The organism is Rummeliibacillus sp. NPDC094406 (genome assembly GCF_044763875.1).
Classification (GTDB): domain Bacteria; phylum Bacillota; class Bacilli; order Bacillales_A; family Planococcaceae; genus Rummeliibacillus.
The window spans coordinates 460284-476506 of the sequence record NZ_JBIWGZ010000004.1 but is presented as its reverse complement, the minus strand read 5'-3'; the positions used below and the strand labels follow the sequence as shown (position 1 = coordinate 476506).

At 35.0% G+C, this 16223-nt stretch carries 16 protein-coding genes and 1 pseudogene; 5 read left to right on the top strand and 12 right to left on the bottom strand.

Annotation, left to right across the window (positions count from 1 at the left end; translation table 11 throughout):
* The first annotated feature begins 535 nt into the window (after nt 1-535).
* Nucleotides 536-1876: an arsenic transporter gene (locus ACIQ4I_RS13840; protein WP_403096786.1), complete on the top strand. Its 1341-nt coding sequence runs from the start codon at nt 536-538 to the stop codon at nt 1874-1876.
* Between the two features lie 312 nt (nt 1877-2188).
* Here the strand turns inward: ACIQ4I_RS13840 and ACIQ4I_RS13835 are convergent, their stop codons facing one another.
* Nucleotides 2189-2908, bottom strand: a complete 720-nt coding sequence (locus tag ACIQ4I_RS13835; RefSeq protein WP_403096783.1) for a GNAT family N-acetyltransferase — start codon at nt 2906-2908, stop codon at nt 2189-2191.
* Between the two features lie 743 nt (nt 2909-3651).
* On the opposite strand from ACIQ4I_RS13835, the gene pssA reads away from it, so the two are divergent.
* The gene (gene pssA / locus ACIQ4I_RS13830) at nt 3652-4143 is read left to right on the top strand and encodes a CDP-diacylglycerol--serine O-phosphatidyltransferase (RefSeq protein ID WP_403096780.1); all 492 of its coding nucleotides are present in this window, start codon (nt 3652-3654) and stop codon (nt 4141-4143) included.
* 280 nt (nt 4144-4423) lie between these two features.
* Here pssA and ACIQ4I_RS13825 read toward each other — a convergent pair whose 3' ends face one another.
* The 5 genes from ACIQ4I_RS13825 to ACIQ4I_RS13805 all read right to left on the bottom strand — a co-directional run bounded on the left by ACIQ4I_RS13825 (nt 4424) and on the right by ACIQ4I_RS13805 (nt 7503).
* Nucleotides 4424-4711 carry a hypothetical protein gene (locus ACIQ4I_RS13825; protein ID WP_403096778.1) on the bottom strand — a complete coding sequence of 96 codons (288 nt, stop codon included), beginning with the start codon at nt 4709-4711 and terminating at the stop codon, nt 4424-4426.
* Nucleotides 4711-5010 (bottom strand): DUF2089 family protein, encoded by a 300-nt coding sequence (locus ACIQ4I_RS13820; protein WP_403096775.1) that lies wholly within the window; start codon nt 5008-5010, stop codon nt 4711-4713. Before ACIQ4I_RS13820 ends, ACIQ4I_RS13825 begins: the two co-directional genes overlap by 1 nt.
* Before the next feature lie 656 nt (nt 5011-5666).
* Nucleotides 5667-6236, bottom strand: coding sequence for a DUF2812 domain-containing protein (locus tag ACIQ4I_RS13815; RefSeq protein ID WP_403096772.1), 570 nt, complete (start codon nt 6234-6236; stop codon nt 5667-5669).
* Nucleotides 6223-6540: a PadR family transcriptional regulator gene (locus ACIQ4I_RS13810; RefSeq protein WP_403096769.1), complete on the bottom strand. Its 318-nt coding sequence runs from the start codon at nt 6538-6540 to the stop codon at nt 6223-6225. Before ACIQ4I_RS13810 ends, ACIQ4I_RS13815 begins: the two co-directional genes overlap by 14 nt.
* 318 nt (nt 6541-6858) lie before the next feature.
* Nucleotides 6859-7503: a formylglycine-generating enzyme family protein gene (locus ACIQ4I_RS13805; protein WP_403096822.1), complete on the bottom strand. Its 645-nt coding sequence runs from the start codon at nt 7501-7503 to the stop codon at nt 6859-6861.
* Between the two features lie 570 nt (nt 7504-8073).
* Between ACIQ4I_RS13805 and ACIQ4I_RS13800 the strand changes: the two genes are divergently transcribed.
* The gene (locus ACIQ4I_RS13800) at nt 8074-8847 is read left to right on the top strand and encodes an SDR family NAD(P)-dependent oxidoreductase (RefSeq protein ID WP_403096767.1); all 774 of its coding nucleotides are present in this window, start codon (nt 8074-8076) and stop codon (nt 8845-8847) included.
* A gap of 191 nt (nt 8848-9038) precedes the next feature.
* Here ACIQ4I_RS13800 and ACIQ4I_RS13795 read toward each other — a convergent pair whose 3' ends face one another.
* The 4 genes from ACIQ4I_RS13795 to ACIQ4I_RS13780 all read right to left on the bottom strand — a co-directional run bounded on the left by ACIQ4I_RS13795 (nt 9039) and on the right by ACIQ4I_RS13780 (nt 11717).
* Nucleotides 9039-9761, bottom strand: coding sequence for an anti-sigma factor (locus ACIQ4I_RS13795; RefSeq protein ID WP_403096765.1), 723 nt, complete (start codon nt 9759-9761; stop codon nt 9039-9041).
* Nucleotides 9758-10303, bottom strand: coding sequence for an RNA polymerase sigma factor (locus ACIQ4I_RS13790; RefSeq protein WP_403096762.1), 546 nt, complete (start codon nt 10301-10303; stop codon nt 9758-9760). The genes ACIQ4I_RS13795 and ACIQ4I_RS13790 overlap by 4 nt, the downstream gene beginning before the upstream one ends.
* 95 nt (nt 10304-10398) lie before the next feature.
* Nucleotides 10399-10872, bottom strand: coding sequence for a hypothetical protein (locus ACIQ4I_RS13785; RefSeq protein ID WP_403096760.1), 474 nt, complete (start codon nt 10870-10872; stop codon nt 10399-10401).
* A gap of 41 nt (nt 10873-10913) precedes the next feature.
* The gene (locus ACIQ4I_RS13780) at nt 10914-11717 is read right to left on the bottom strand and encodes an extracellular solute-binding protein (protein ID WP_403096758.1); all 804 of its coding nucleotides are present in this window, start codon (nt 11715-11717) and stop codon (nt 10914-10916) included.
* 557 nt (nt 11718-12274) lie between these two features.
* Between ACIQ4I_RS13780 and ACIQ4I_RS13775 the strand changes: the two genes are divergently transcribed.
* Nucleotides 12275-13888, top strand: a complete 1614-nt coding sequence (locus ACIQ4I_RS13775) for an FAD-dependent monooxygenase (protein ID WP_403096755.1) — start codon at nt 12275-12277, stop codon at nt 13886-13888.
* Nucleotides 13889-14227: 339 nt separating this feature from the next.
* On the opposite strand, the pseudogene ACIQ4I_RS13770 reads toward ACIQ4I_RS13775, so the two are convergent.
* Together ACIQ4I_RS13770 and ACIQ4I_RS13765 are read right to left on the bottom strand one after the other, a co-directional pair.
* Nucleotides 14228-14749 (bottom strand): annotated as a pseudogene (locus tag ACIQ4I_RS13770) (ATP-binding cassette domain-containing protein); the annotation flags it as partial.
* 130 nt (nt 14750-14879) lie between these two features.
* Nucleotides 14880-15644, bottom strand: a complete 765-nt coding sequence (locus ACIQ4I_RS13765; RefSeq protein WP_403096753.1) for an SDR family NAD(P)-dependent oxidoreductase — start codon at nt 15642-15644, stop codon at nt 14880-14882.
* Nucleotides 15645-15760: 116 nt separating this feature from the next.
* Here ACIQ4I_RS13765 and ACIQ4I_RS13760 point away from each other — a divergent pair, with 116 nt between their 5' ends.
* Nucleotides 15761-16123 (top strand): MerR family transcriptional regulator, encoded by a 363-nt coding sequence (locus ACIQ4I_RS13760; protein WP_403096751.1) that lies wholly within the window; start codon nt 15761-15763, stop codon nt 16121-16123.
* The last annotated feature ends 100 nt before the right edge of the window (nt 16124-16223 follow it).

Genomic DNA, 16223 nt, shown 5'->3' with positions numbered 1-16223 from the left:
AAAATCGCATCTATCTTCTGTTCAAAAGTAATTCGTGCCATAAAAAAGGCACCTCCAAATGTTAGATTTGTGTCTAACATTTGGGGTGCAGATCAGTTACAGAAAAGCGCCCTTTAATGGAATAACTAATCATGATTTCATCAAAAAATCAATTAATTCTTCTTTCACTAATGCTCCCCTAAGCCTTGTATATCCATGCTAATTCAAAACGACTTTTTTTATATGAATAAGTTCTGCTAAACTTTTGGTATTCTCAGGATCTTTAAAGTTAAATCGGAGTGTAACTTTACTTTCTTCTTCAACTATACTCTCCTGTTTATACAATAACTCCAACAAAAAAAGCGTTAAATTCTTATTGAATTAACGTTTCCATTTGTTAATACTATTTCATCTATTGGATAATTCTGTATAAACACATAGAGAGATAGGTACAAAACCAAGGCAGTCTTAATTTTTTACATATTTATATTACATCAGCATCATTACCCTAATGAATGGGGAGAAAGGAGCCTATGAATAGAAAAGGAGAAATATTATGCAAATAGTGGATATTATAACTATATTAACCTTCTTTGTTACTCTTGCTTTTATTTTTTGGAGACCTAGAAATATGAATGAAGCTATTCCTGCATCGGTAGGTGCGATTATTGTAATACTTTGCGGTAGTGTAACCATGTCGGATCTCGTCACAATTTCACAAACGATCAGTGATGCCGCTATTACTATTATGGCTACAATTGTCATGGCGATTGTATTGGAAAGTTTTGGGTTCTTTAGTTGGGTTGCTGAGAAGCTTGCTGAAAAAGCAAAAGGGTCTGGCGTTCGATTATTCTTTTACGTCAATCTCTTATGCTTTCTCATGACACTCTTCTTTAATAATGACGGTAGTATTTTAATCGCAATACCCATCCTTATTATGTTATTAAATAATATGGGATTGGAAAACTATCAAAAAGTCCCGTATCTAATTTCTGGAGGCTTAATTGCAACAGCATCAAGTGCTCCCATCGGGGTAAGTAACATCGTAAACCTCATTGCATTAAAAATTGTCGGTATGAGTTTGTATTCACATACAGCAATGATGTTTATTCCAGCAACAATTGGTTTGTTACTTCTAGTTGGTTTGCTGTTTTTATATTTTAAAAAGACCTTACCAGAAACTGTTCCTATAAATGTATCGGGGATGTCGCTTCCACCAAATCATCCTCTGAAACAAGTTTTAGAAAGTTCGAAGCAAAATCGATCAAAATTTATGATTAAAATACTTCTTTTTGTATTGGTAATTAGAATAAGTTTATTCTTCGCCTCGTTTTTGGGAATCCCACTTTCTGTAATGGCAGTATTGGGGTCCATCGTCCTTTTAGGCTGGAGATGGGCTTACTTGAAAATACATCCAGGTGATATGTTGAAAAAAACACCTTGGTATATCATAATTTTCGCCTTTGGTATGTATGTCATTATCTATGGACTCAACAATCTCGGCTTAACAGAATGGTTGATCCAATTTATGCATCCACTGGTTTCAGAAAATTTACTTAACACAAGTGTGTTAATGGGAACACTGCTTACAATACTATCAAATATCTTCAATAACCATCCTGCGCTTATGGTTGGAACGATTACATTAACCAATATGGGGCTTGATCCTATTTCCTTAAAAGTTGCCTATTTAGCCAACATTATTGGAAGTGATATCGGTTCATTATTACTTCCAATGGGTACCCTTGCAACGCTAATGTGGATGCACATCGTAAGAAGGGGTAAGGTAAGAATTACATGGTGGGAATACATTAAGGTTACTGTAGTTGTAATTCCACCAACAGTTCTCTTTACATTAGTCATTTTATATTATTGGGTAACATGGATCTTTTATTAATAATGTGGAATCGGGAACCCTGATTTAATATATGATTATCCAAGAAAATTGTTCTAACAGGATTCAATTTATTTGTTATTAACCAATAAAGTAATTCATTTATTAGTTTGGGGAGATATTCTTTTCGAACTGTAAACTAACGAGACTTTAGAACAAACTTTTTAAGCTCTTACAATTCTGGTAAAAAGTTGACTTTTAATCATTCATTAGGTGCTGAATATTAAAAAAGAGAGTCTACGGAAATTGTAGACTCTCTTCCTACATAGCTTCAACTCTCCTATACCTTGGGCTACTAAACGAATAAACTCATTCCTAAATAGAATATTGTAAAGAAATTACTGTATTTTTATTTTGAATGCAGCCGTTTGAAACCATTATCTTTCTCATTGGAATATTGTCAACTTGAGTCATTCCTAAATAAGACGTAGCTTTAAATTCATTTTTCAATCTGTATAATCCTATTGAATGTAAGTTCTTTCCCAATCCTGTCCCCCGAAAATTAGGATGAATGCCTATCCAAAAAATGCGTCCTTCATTATCTGTATTTGGTTCTATATGAGGAAAAACTACACCAACTGGTTCATTGTTAACTATATACACTGTAAACATTTCCTTTACTTGTGACGGGAGTTCGGTCCTCATTCCAGTTAAAAACTTCTCTGCATCAATAAAACTTGTACCCATCACTTCAGATAAAAAAAAGATAGAGTTATTCTCAGAAAATGACCATACTTCATAATCTGGTATTGCAACATTTAATGGTGTCATTAAAGATCTATTATAAATAACTCTCTCACCAATAATTTCCAGTTTAGTCCTGGTACAATTTAAGCTATCTAAAAGAATTTTAGGACATTCAAACCTAACTTTTTTCAGTTTACTACTTTGTAATTTATCTAAAAGTTCATTTATAAGTACATCTATTTCAGAAGCAAGATGAAGTCTATTCTCTAAAATTTCTAAAATAACTATACTATCACTTTTTATGTAATTTACGCCAACTCTTCGTAAATGTTGAAGCAGTTTATCCACGAATTTTCACCTCTTTTTACTTATAAAATTCTTCACTTTTCATCAATTTCCTTCTTCCACTATCCTCCCAGTTAGTTTAAGTGAAAATCTTAACAATCTCTTTACCCTTACCAATTTTCTCTAAACGTCTTGCTCCACAATCTGGCCCTTAAATGAAAACGGACGCATTTCTTAAGAAACGCGCCCGTTTTGTTGATTATTGAAAAATGCGAAAGAGCTGCATAATAGACTCAGCAATTATTTTATTAAGCACCCGTTAGCCATCCATGAAGCGCAAAAATCAGCACTTCTCCACAAAGAATGAAAATGGATACCCCTGTCTATACTGTTTCTACGGCTGGCTAAGAAGGTCGATACACTATGTATGGTGCCATAGAGTCATCCGTTAGTCTGACTCCAACAATCTCGGTGCATCACAGACTGTACGCACTAAATGGGTAGCACTTATGGGAGATCAATCCTTTTTGATTGGTTGATCAGCCTTGCCTTTTATCTAATAGAAGGATGATGCTTTCATTTTTCAATCCAACTTAATAATGATATTACTCTGAGGCTCAGCTTTTTTTTAAAAGTGTTTTAGCGGGTCTATTTTATCATTTTCAGTTTATAAGCTTTTTTAATTTGCATGGGAGTATGGATTGTTGCTGCTGTCATTAATTATGATGTCTTTTTAAGAATAACTGAAGAATATTTAGAAAACACTACTTAAATGGGGACAATTTGTAATTTTCAGGAGGGCTACCTTGTTCAATCAGATAACAAAAGCTTTACCCAATTTATTTACGATTGGAAATTTATTATGCGGTGTTATTTCAATTACCTTTATTGTGAGTGGCTTTTTAGAAGTAGCCTCCATTTTAATATTCCTTTCGGCCGGTTTTGATTTTCTTGACGGAAGGGTTGCGAGAAAATTAAAAGTGAACAGTGAATTAGGTGTAGAATTGGATTCCTTAGCTGATATTGTTAGTTTCGGAGTTGCTCCTGCACTTCTATTTCATTCGATAGCAGCACCATCAATTTTAACTTCTCTGGCATTTATCCTTTTCCCCACGATGGGTGCATTAAGATTAGCTAAGTTTAGTGTTAAACCAACGATTGGGTATTTTAATGGATTACCCATACCAGCTGCTGGACTAGTATTAGCTGGTATGGGCATGTTTTTGTATAGCAATGCATGGATAACCCTAATCCTCGCACTCTTAATGGTAAGTCCAATTAGGGTTAAAAAACTTTAATTTTATTATCTATTGTAAAAAAGCGTAACCTTTTCGAAAAGGGAATGAAAAATGAGCGCTTATCCTCATTTCTTCAAGGATAGCGCCCTATTATGTAACAAATAAAATTTGATTTCATAAAATCACTTAATTATTCTTTCATAAAGCACCGTTAGTGAAATAAACTAAGACTTTATTCTTCACAAAAACTCTTTAAGCCTAAATTAAGAAATTTCATTTTGACTTTACCTATTAAATATTAGTACGACTTATGCGAATAATTAACAACTTCCCATTTTCTCTATTTCAAGTCGAGAGTTTTCATTTTATCCAGTTCCTTTTTTGTTTTTTCGTGAAGATGCTTTCTACCTCCATTCCATTCTATACATAGGAAAAGGATCCCTAATAATAGATAGAGGATAAAGCCCAGATTACTTTTAATATGATTCGTTACAAACAGCCATATCAAAAATACAATATATGCTACTGGTAAAATTGCTCCCCAATAGATATTGTTCCTAGTTGAAAAGAAGAATTGAACAGCTAATATACCAGCAATAATTAAAACCCCATAAATACCAAATGACATTACTTCTCATCTCTTTCTTGTTTATATTTATCAATAATTAATTTTGCATCTGCTACACTTATCCGATCATCAATCGACAGGCTCTTGATAAATTTAATAAATTCCTCGTTTTCTACGGCATCATTCATTTTTATTTTATTGATTAATCTATCAAGTTTAAGTCTTACTGTTGGATACGATACCTCATAAACCTTTGCAATCTCTTTTAAAGAACCTGAATGAAGTACTAAGTTTTTAACAAACTCTAAATCCTCATTTTCCAAGACTAAAATCCAGTTTGGAATATTGTTAATATCCATGGCTATGTCCTCCTTTCACTTTTATTAATATAAATTTAACATAATTATAAATAATGTAAAAGTATTTTTTAATTTTATTAAAAATAATATGTTGTTTTTGTTTAATTATTTGTAAAATAAAAAGAATCCATTTTGAATTAAACTTCTCAAATGGACTCTTTCCTTATCAATTCAACTATGGCTTTTTATAAATTTAAATTACTTTTTCGGGATTATTTTCTTAATAATTTTAGACATTGTAGAGTAAATGATTTATCTAACCTATGATTAAATTATTAATGAATAAAAAAACTCTCCAAAATTAAGCTGCATCCCATTTAATGGACGTACAATCTACCATAAAAGTGTTGCAGCTCATTAAAGACGATTTTTTCTTGGTTTCATACATCTTAAAACGGAGCCACCAATGCACATATATTTTAAGCTTATATTCTACCTTGCATTGAATTATCCTTCTTCAACTATCCTGCTCCTATAACTTAAGTACATTTCTTCACATTCTCTTCGCATACAGTCTAACCTGTTATTCAAGAACATGGCCCGATAATGAAATTCAGGGCGCTTCTTTTTTTCCGTTAAAGCGACCGACTGTGGTAGATACATTATCCTCAATTACTTCTTTGAATTAAAAAAAGTTGATAATTAACCTCCTCGCATTATTTTTCTTTTAACATTGAATACTTTCGATAAGATTTATAGAAACTACTCCCAAAGAAAACAACCATAAGTGCGGGAAGCGACCTCAAAAGGGCAAATGGAGTTTCAAATAAAAATGCTTTCCAAAATAATGCACCTTCCATACTCCAAAGACCTTCAGCTAAATATAAACCTGAATCCTTGTAAAGCATATAAGAAAAAGACAATAACAGTATACCTAAACCAGATGAGTAACCCATCAATCTTTTATAATAATTACTCTTCGATTGGCGATCCGAGAAGATTTCATTTTGATCATCATCTTCTTTTTGCCAATATCGAATTCCACCAAGCCAGGAGCCATTTATATAAATCCAACCGAAGTCTTCATATATCCCTTTGTAATCTTTGAACTTTTTCTTTGATATATAATCTTGATAATCCAGTCGCATCACATATCTCTTGTCGGCTTTTTCGAAAGTGTATATTCCTAATCCACTAATATTTGTACAACGATAGCCTTTTTGTAATTGCTCGTTCAGCCATTGCTCCTCTTTTTCAATATCAAAAAACATCTTAAATTTCTTCATTCGATTCACTTCCTTCATATAGAGATAAAATATGCAATAGCCTGTTTTGTTCCATTTTCAAAATGGCGCTTCCTTCTGCAGTTATCATATAAACTTTTCTCCGGCCTGACTCTCCAACAGGTTCAATCCAACCATGCTTATTCAAGTTTTCAATCGCACCGTATAATGTACCAGCTGCTAAAATAACAGTACCGTTACTTATCTCTTCTATCTTCTGCATTACGGCATAGCCATGGAGTGGCTCACGCATAGCTAATAAAATATAATGCATGGTTTCAGACAACGGTAATAATTTATGTTTCATATCCTCACCTCTATTCAGTTCGACTATATAGTTCAACTTAATAATAACATAGTACAGTTCAACTGAATAGTCAACATTATTTTCAAAATTAGTCAAAGGAACTTAAAGTAAAGAGCTTGATAACAAGGGAAAAAACAAACTAAAAAGCCGCTTTCCTTACGTACGGGAAAGCGACTTTTTGTGTTGTCTTATTCAATTAAATGGACCTTAAATGGACTAACGTAAATGATATAGGCTTGCAAATCAGCTTATTTTCATGAACTAATGATCTTCGTCCGTTGAGCTGTATAACTTAGAAAGTTGGCTTGTTTGTTAAAGTTAAAATGACTGAGCAAGACGGAATCCAAGGTCATCTATACAAAATGACGGATGGCTACGGCGACGACACGAAGCCCCACAACCCCTGCCCTCTTCAGCCCAGCTACCTCCTCGAAAAATTCGGTAGGAGCCGTACACTTGTTCATCATATAAATCCCAACACCACTCCCAAACATTCCCTAACATATCATACAGACCCCATGCATTCGGTTCCTTTCTTCCTACTTCATGGATTTTGCCTCCTGAATTATCATTATACCAAGCAATTTTATCAAGCTCTCCGTATCTATAACCAGTAGTCCCTGCTTTACATGCATATTGCCACTCTGCTTCTGAAGGAAGTCGATAGCCGTCTGATTCCCAATCACAAATAACGTTTTCACCATCATTGCTTATAGAATAACACTCTTTCAGCCCCACTTTCTGTGAAAGTAGATTACAAAAAGAAATTGCATCATTCCAAGAAATATTCACAACCGGTTTAAGATCTCTGTCAAAAGAATTAGGTGATTTATTTGTTATAGCATTGTATAGACCCATAGTGACAGGATATCTGGCAAGAAGAAACGGTCTTATTTCAGCTTTCCATTTATTTTTTATTCTATCGTCTCTTAATTCTATTTCTCCTCCTGGAATTTTCACCATTGGATAGTCAATGTAATTCTTTGTTTCATTTGACACTCAACCTACCTCCTAATGAAATAGATATGTTTTTCAAAGTGAAGGTAGAATCATTCTAATAATTGCGTTTAGGATACTAAGAAACCTTGTAGAAACAAAAAGAGCCAGACTACTTACTCAATTCCAAGAAAGTAAGTGAACTAAAAATATCTTCTTTCTCCGAATTGATGATATTTCTGATAAATCTATAGTCGCTTTTAGACATGATTATCCCTATGTCAAACTGCAATTGTGATATATCTCTACTCCTTATAAACGAGCATAGGAGTGACCCGCCCTTTTTGAGGAGCCTACTCGTTTGTACAAGAGAAAATAAAAGGCCGATACATTTTACTTAGGTGTCGGTCCAATTTACATTATTTACAAAGTAGCTTTTTCTAATTTATATTAGTAATACTTAAATACAAATTAAAGCTTTTAATTTTATTTAAGTATAATTTATCTGTAGAATCAAAAATAGAAATGATTAAATATTCCAAAGTCTAACTTTCGAGTTTAGTCTTTTTCAGTTAAAACAAAACAGGAGGTTGAACTATGGACTTAAAGTTATCTGGAAAAAAAGCACTTATTGTTGGAGGAAGCCGGGGGATTGGTAAAGCTACTGCCCGTCAATTAGCTCTGGAAGGTGTAGATTGTACGATTTGTTCAAGAAACGAATCCTCATTAAAAATGGCTGCAGAGGAATTAGCTCAAGAAACAAACAGAAATATCTATCCAATTGTCGCAGATACCACTGATTCCAATTCTATTCTAAATTTAGTTGAAAAATCAGCAGCAGCGATGGGAAGCATTGATATTTTAATCAACAGTGGAGCCCGTGTTGGCGGTTTTGAGCCAGAGGATTTTAATAGTATTAAAGATGAACTTATTTTGAAAGATTTTGAAGAAAAATATATGGGCTATTTTCGTTGTATCCGAGCTGTAGCTCCTTATATGATAGAAAATAATTGGGGACGTATTATAAATATAAGTGGTCTAGCTGCCAGAATGGGTGGCAATTATTTTAGTTCCGGTCCGCGTAATGCTTCTGTTGTCCATTTAACGAAATCCGCATCAATGGAATTAGGAAAGCACGGAATTAACGTCAATGCTGTCTATCCAGGGATTGTTGATACGGAAATGTTTAGAAACCGAGTCACTAACGAAGAGGCTGTGCGTAAAATGGCATCACTCAATTCACTCGGCCGCTTGATTACAGTGGAAGAAATCGCCAATGTCATTACCTTCCTAGCTTCACCTTTGGCTGCATCGATTACTGGCGATGTCATTTCGGTAACTGGCGGAATTGGAGATACCGTTTTTTACTAAAAAGCTAGAAGATCTTAAAAAGAAATTAAAAATATACGACATACAATAACAATTTCAGGTACCAATAGAACTTAAAGAAGATGATTCCTGTACTATCCAGAAATCATCTTCTCCATATGGCATAACCTTTTTCAAAATGCTATTACACAGGTTACAATTCACAAAATATGTCTGTTCTTTTCTGTTACTGTCTATGATCCGATTATTTTTTCTCCCCTAGGCTGACTGCTGTTGGCATCTGGTTCGACTGTAATACCGATTTGATCAAAAGTCTGCCCTTCGGCGAGTTGGTAGGTCAGTATTCCGGATCCTTTTTCGTCCGGCTTGAATATGCCTCCATTTTTCCTCATGCCGTTTTTCAGCAACCAAACCTGGTAAACCTGTGAACCTTTGACGCCAGGCAATTCGTGAACCTGCACCACCAAATTTTTCTCTGATCCCTGCTGGACAATATAAGCGATGCCGTTTGTTCCTGGGTGGCTTTGATTGGCTGCTTTTAAGGGAATGGCCGATAAAATTTCAATGGGTATATTTTCGGCATGGTGATTTTTTTCCTGTACATTCGCTATTCCAAGGACAATAATAGCGAGCAACAAGGTGCCAACAATACTGGCTGAAACTGGAGTGAACTGGTTTTTGAGCATCATGATAAGCTTGCTCATCTTAGCCATGAATGTTTCCGTACCACTTTGCTTTTTGTGATCAAAAACAAACTCCATTACCTCGCCTTTTAACGATTCAGGTACCTCGATTTCGGTATTATCAAATGGCAAAGTATGCCAAACTTCTGACAATTCCTCATATTCTTTTTTACATTCATTACAATTCTTTAAATGTTTAACAAAGGCCATGTGTTCGCTCTCCTTGAGCTCATTTGCTATAAATGGAATCAAATGATCACAATCTCTTCTCATTTTATATCCTCCAGTTCTAGATGCTTCCTCAATCCTTTCAGAGCCTGGTGAAGCCTGCTTTTAATCGTGCCGATTGGCTCCTGCTCCAGCTTGGCGATTTCTGAGAGAGAATACCCTTTCCAATAAAGCAAATCGATTAATTTTCTTTGCGCCGTCGGCAATTTGTTTTTTGCTGTTGCAATATCATTCATATTTACTCGTTGATCAATTGCATTGGCAGGGTCGGCAATCTCTACATGTTCCTCTTGATGGTGCTCAGTATGTCTCTTCTCTTTCCGGAGATAATCAATGCAAATATTACGGGTAATCGTGAGGAGCCAATTTACAAAGTTGCCTTGAGCGGGATTGTAATGACTGTTTGTTGTCCAAAGCCTCAAAAAGACCAACTGAATAATTTCTTTCGTCTTATCCTCATTCCCATTGCAAAACTTCATAACGAAGCTGTAGACAAGCTTTATATATCGATCATAAAGCTCCTCTAATGCTTGACGGTTATTTTCGTTTACCAATCTCATTAATTCCGCATCGTGTTTTTCTTTCATGTGGCACTCCCTGTTATTGGATAAAAATATATTGCCATTATACTATTTTAAAAGTAAGAATGGGAACGACCGCGCTGATCGTTCCCTGGACAGGCTTACTTAAATTCTGTTTTACTATTTACGATATACCATACATCTTTTACTCCTTGCCCGTTTACATCCCCTTTTTGCTGGTCTTTAGCAAAATAATAAAGAGGATAGCCTTTGTACGTGACCTGCTTCTTACCGTTGTCTGCTCTTGTAATCGTACCGAAATCTGTTTTGTCAAAACCTTCTGGAACGGCGAAATCTTCCTGAGAAAATGCCGGCCAATTTGCTAGACAGTCTCCGCTACAATTGCTTTTTCCTGCTTCGTCATTCGTAAAGTAATACAGTGTTTTTCCCTCTGAATCTGCTAAGTAATCTCCAACTTTGTCATTCTTCAAAAGCTGAAGACTGTCAGCCGGTTCTTGTTTTGTTTGAACTTGACTAGTTTGCTTCGTCTCTACTTTTTCTTCCTTGTTTGTACCGCAGGCAGCCAAAACAATAAAAATCGATAGTATTGCGAGGGTAAAAATTCCTTTTTTCATGTTTGTTCCTCCTAGTTTTTTATGTGATTCAAGATTCATCCTTACTTCCAGCCCCATTTTTGAAAGATTTGGTGACCTTCTTCCGTTTTTAAATAATCAATAAATTGCTGTGCCTCTTTTTTCTGATCAGTAATGTTCGTCAAGGCAATCGGTGTTCCACGATAGAGCTTCTCTTCTTCAGGCAGTTCAACCAGATCTGTCACATCTTGGAGCCGGTAATGCCATGATTCATAGGTAATCCAAGCGTCTAGGCTAGAATTCGATTTCCATCGTTCAATGCCTTCAGCACTCGACCTTACAGAAAGGCTAATATTTTGAGCAATACCTTCGATTAGCCCTTGTCTGCCTGCCATGTCTTCCCACAAGCCGAGCTGTCCAGCCCCATTCACATCGAGTATTTTGACTCCATTTTTCGTTAAATCCTTCAGACTTTCAATTTTCTTAGGATTTCCTTTTCTCACCAATATTCCTGCAGCACGAGGGTAAAGCTCCTTTCGTGATTTAGTGTCGATCATTTCAGGATGGTTGAAGACGAAGTCCTGCAGCATATACTCGGAACCACCGAAAATAATATCTGCATCTTGCTTTGCCTGACCAATCCAATTACCCTCTGGTCCAGCTGTTACTTCTACTTTGATTCCTGTTTTAGCTGAAAAACGTTCAGAAGCTTCCTTGATTGGTCCAAGTGGTCCACCCGGTCCGTACACCCGGATAACATGATCACTTTTGCTAGAATTTGGTGTCACCTGGGACACCGGATTATGGTTCATTTTTGCATAGGCTGACAATCCGACAGCCGTAATGACAAAGAGTAGTAGAGCTGATAGAAACACAGTCTTCTTCATGATTCTTCCTCCATTTCATATTTGCTTTTTACCGGTACTATTAAAGGAAACGAATGGATTCTGTAAACGGTTTGGTAATAATTTAAAATAGTTAGAAAGTTCCATAAATTTATTGAGGATTAGTATGGTGAAGAGCAAATTAAGGTGTTTCTTCGCAGATACCCAGCTTGTAGAGGAACAAGCTATTTATAATTTCATTTAAAATAATTAGATAAATCATTAGGGTCAATTCAGTTTATCGAGGGAAAAACCCAAAAAAGAGAAAAAGCTACTGAATAGGTTCAGTAGCTTTTGCCATAAGAAATAAAATTTTATATAGGAAACTTTTTAGCATTTTAGTAGTGTGCTCAAAATATCCGTTAGTTTATATGTTCCAATATAAGTTCGAGTATTACAGTCAAAAAAGAAATCTCTTTCACTTTTTTGGGCGTATTAAATTTTATATAATAAACCATAACGTAAAAAAAGTCTATAATTTCTTTGATTTTTATTTTATAGTTTGATTACTGAATTCAGTAACATCCATGGATAAATATAATATTGAGAGGAAAATGTTTATGAAGCACAAGCATGTCCCAGTTTTAATTGTTGGGGGAGGACTTACTGGACTCACCTCTGCCCTATTTCTTGCACGACATAACATTGATTATTTACTCGTTGAAAAGCATGCTGATACAGCTATCCATCCAAAAGCAGGAGGGATAACTTTTCGTACGATGGAATTATTTCGCCAAATAGGATTAGAGGAAGCTATCCGTACTACTAGTAAGCCATTAGATAATATTCGTGGACGAATTGCTGTAGAATCGATCAAAGACATAGACCTAGCAGAATTAAAACAAGGAGAGGATACTCAGAAGGAAATCGACAAAAAAATAGTTAAAATGATTGAAAAGATTAGCCCTTCAAAAGCAGCATCTTGTTATCAAATGAATTTAGAACCTATCCTTCTTCAAGCTGCGGAAAAAGGGAAAGGACATATACGCTTTAATACCGAGCTTGTGACGTATCAACAAGATGATTTAGGAGTAACAGCGACTATAATTGATCGAGACTCAGGAACGGAAGAAATCATTCGAAGTGATTATATAATTGCTGCAGATGGAGCCAAAAGTGCAATTTGTGAACATATAGGAATTCCAACTACAGGAAGAGGCGTCATAGGAGGACATTATATCAACATCTATTTCCAAGCGGACTTAAGTACTTTTCTGCAAGGTAGCCAGTTTGGTTTTTATCAAATTTTGAATCCGGAAGTATTTGGAGCACTTATCACAGTGAATAATCGAGATCAATGGATTTACCACGTCGCTTATGATCCTTCGAAGGGAGATCGTCCTGAAGATTTCACTGAAGATAGATGCCGTGAGATTATTAAAAAAGCTATAGGAATGCCAGATCTTGATTTTGTCATCTTGAGTACTTTACCTTGGGCAGCTGTAGAAAGGACCGCAACTAGATTTCAAGAGAATCGAGTTTTTCTAGTTGGAGATGCAGCTCATCTCATGCCACCTACAGGAGGATTTGGTTCGAATACAGGTATTCAAGATGCTCATAATTTAGCTTGGAAATTGGCAGCAGTGATACACAAAAAAGCTCATCCAAGATTGCTCGAAACTTATCATGATGAAAGACACCATGCTGTGCAGGTAACAACGAAATATGCCAGTGATTTGTTATTTAGTGCAGTAAATAAAGGGATAAGCACCCTCAATAACATGGATCATCTTGCAGTTACTGTAGGGTATAAATATGCCTCGAAAGCCGTTATCGAACAAGAACCAACTACTCATAGAATGGATCGGTTAGAACTAAACGGAAGTCCCGGTACACGTGCACCGCATCTGTGGGTGAATTATCAAGGTAATTGTATATCTACGCTAGATGTAATAGATGGAGATTTTGTCTTGTTTACGGGGGAAAATAATAATCTTTGGCACACTGCTGCTCAGAATGTATCTTCTCTCTTAGGTATCACTATCAATGTTTATAGTATCGGTTCACAGGGAGATTTGATTGAGCGTGAAGATAGATGGGAAACATTGTACGATGTTACGCCTCAAGGAGCTGTATTAATAAGACCAGATGGTTTTGTAGCATGGCGTACAAAAGATGGAGAATCAAATCCTAATCTAATTCTTAAACAGGTCATGAATAGCATACTATGGTAAATCTGTTTAAACTAACACTTAGGTGTGATTTAAAGTTGATTAAATAATAAAAAAGGTGTACAAAGTGAGATATACCCTTTTTAAAGAACATTTTGAAAAAAATTTAGGCAACATCAAGAAGATGATTTCTGTATTAAACAGGAGTCATCTTCTTTAAATTCCATTGATATCTATAAAGTGTATCTCTTAGATAAGAAAAAGAAAGAGCTAAGTTAATACATATGATAATGCACTTTAGGTGCCTGTCCCCAACACAAAAAAGCCTAATTTCTCAATTGATTGTAGAGAAATTAGACTTTCATCACTCCATTAAAGCGCCTTATAGTTTAATGACTTGATTTACTGATGATATCTTATAGATATAGTTTTTGTTGCAACTGTTTCTTGAAATGCCTTATCGTGCTCAACAAAAACCATTGTAGGATTAAATCGTTGAATAAGCCCTTCAATCTGCATACGCGAATAAATATCAATAAAATTTAATGGTTCATCCCATATATATAAATGAGCTTTTTCACATAAACTTTTAGCGATAAGCAGCTTTTTCTTTTGTCCACCAGAATAGTAAGCAATATCTTTCTCAAATTGAATTCGTTCAAAATCCATCTTACGTAGGATGGATTTAAATAACGTCTCATCAATCTCATGCTCTTCAATAAATTCTGATAACGATCCCTTCAAATGAGAAGTATCTTGTTGGACGTAGGAAATGATGAGTCCTGCACCTAAATTAACTGATCCTGTATGCTGAATTTGATTTCCTAGAATTAGTTTTAGGATACTACTTTTCCCGCTTCCATTCTTTCCATCAAGTATAATTCGGTCCCCTTGTTTAACTATGAAGCTAATTGGTTCATTTACTGCCCATGAACATTAAATTCAAACCATATTCAGTTTCCATCGTGATACTCTCCAAGAGCTTTTTCGATATCAGATTTTGTCCAAATTTCTTCACGTTGTAGGACGTAAAACAAAAAGTATTGAATATAAATTAGTTTTTTTCTAATTCTACATATGGATAAATAGGGTCTTTTAATTCAAATTCATAAGTAACTCCGTCTACTATTCCTACTACCTTTTCACTATCATAAAGCTCGAGCATAAATCCTGCCATTTCTTTAGCAGTATGATACCTTGGTAAAATACCCGCTAGTTTAACATCCTCTTGGAGATTATAAGAACGTTTGGTAAATTCTGTTTCAGTTGCAGCTGGAGCTAAAACTTTTGCTTGCATGCTTGCCCCTTGCGCTTTTAGTTCATGTGAAAGCCCTTCTGTAAACGCACTTACATAAAACTTAGTTGAGCAATAGGTAACAGCATCTGCAACAATTCTATATCCTCCTCCTGATGAAACATTGATTAATTGAGTTCCTTCAATAGTCGAGTAATCTCGTACGAAAAGTGATGACAATATTGTTAGAGCTTCGATATTTAAGTGTAACATTGTCTCGATTTTATTTAAATTTTGTTCTCCGACAGATGCGAAATTTCCAAATCCTGCATTGTTTATCCAAGTCTCAATTTGATAATTTTTAAGCCCTTCATAAAGCTTATATACATTTTTACTAACTGATAAATCAGTTGTTCGAATAATAACGTCTAAATCTGAATTAATCTTCGCTATTTCTGATTTTAATTTCTCAAGCTCATCAGTTCTGCGAGCAACTAGGACTAAGTTTTTTCCACGTAATGCAAAAGCTAAAGCAGTTTCATAACCAATACCTGAACTTGCACCTGTAATAACTGTATATTTCACTTATATTCCTCCTAAATGATATTCTTAATTTGTACAGTAGTTATTATATTACTTAGAGTTAACTCTAAGTCAAATCCTTTTTGACCCTTAGTATTTCTATAAAAGAGGAGGCAAATATGTACACGATCGGTGAAATAGCTCAAATATTAAGTGTTAGTACACACACATTACGATATTACGAAAAAGAGAGTATCATTCTCCCAGATCGAAATGAAAATGGAGAAAGACGATATACTGATTCTCATCTAAAATGGTTAACCTTTGTTCTTAAATTAAAAGAAACTCAAATGCCCATAACACAAATTAAAGAATATACTCGTTTATTTAAAAAAGGGGAACAAACTACTGTAGCAAGGTTAAAACTTTTAGAAGATCATAAAAGTTCTATTGAAGTCCAATTAAAAACATTACAAGAAACAAATAAGATGCTAGAGAAAAAAATATCAGCATATAGAGAATTTATTCAAAATGGAAAATAGTTTCCACGACAACAAAAGTATAATTAAGGCAGTGATGGAAAACGCAAAACTCTTCATTGATGCTGGGTAGCACGGCGAGCTCCGGCATATCTGAGCATGA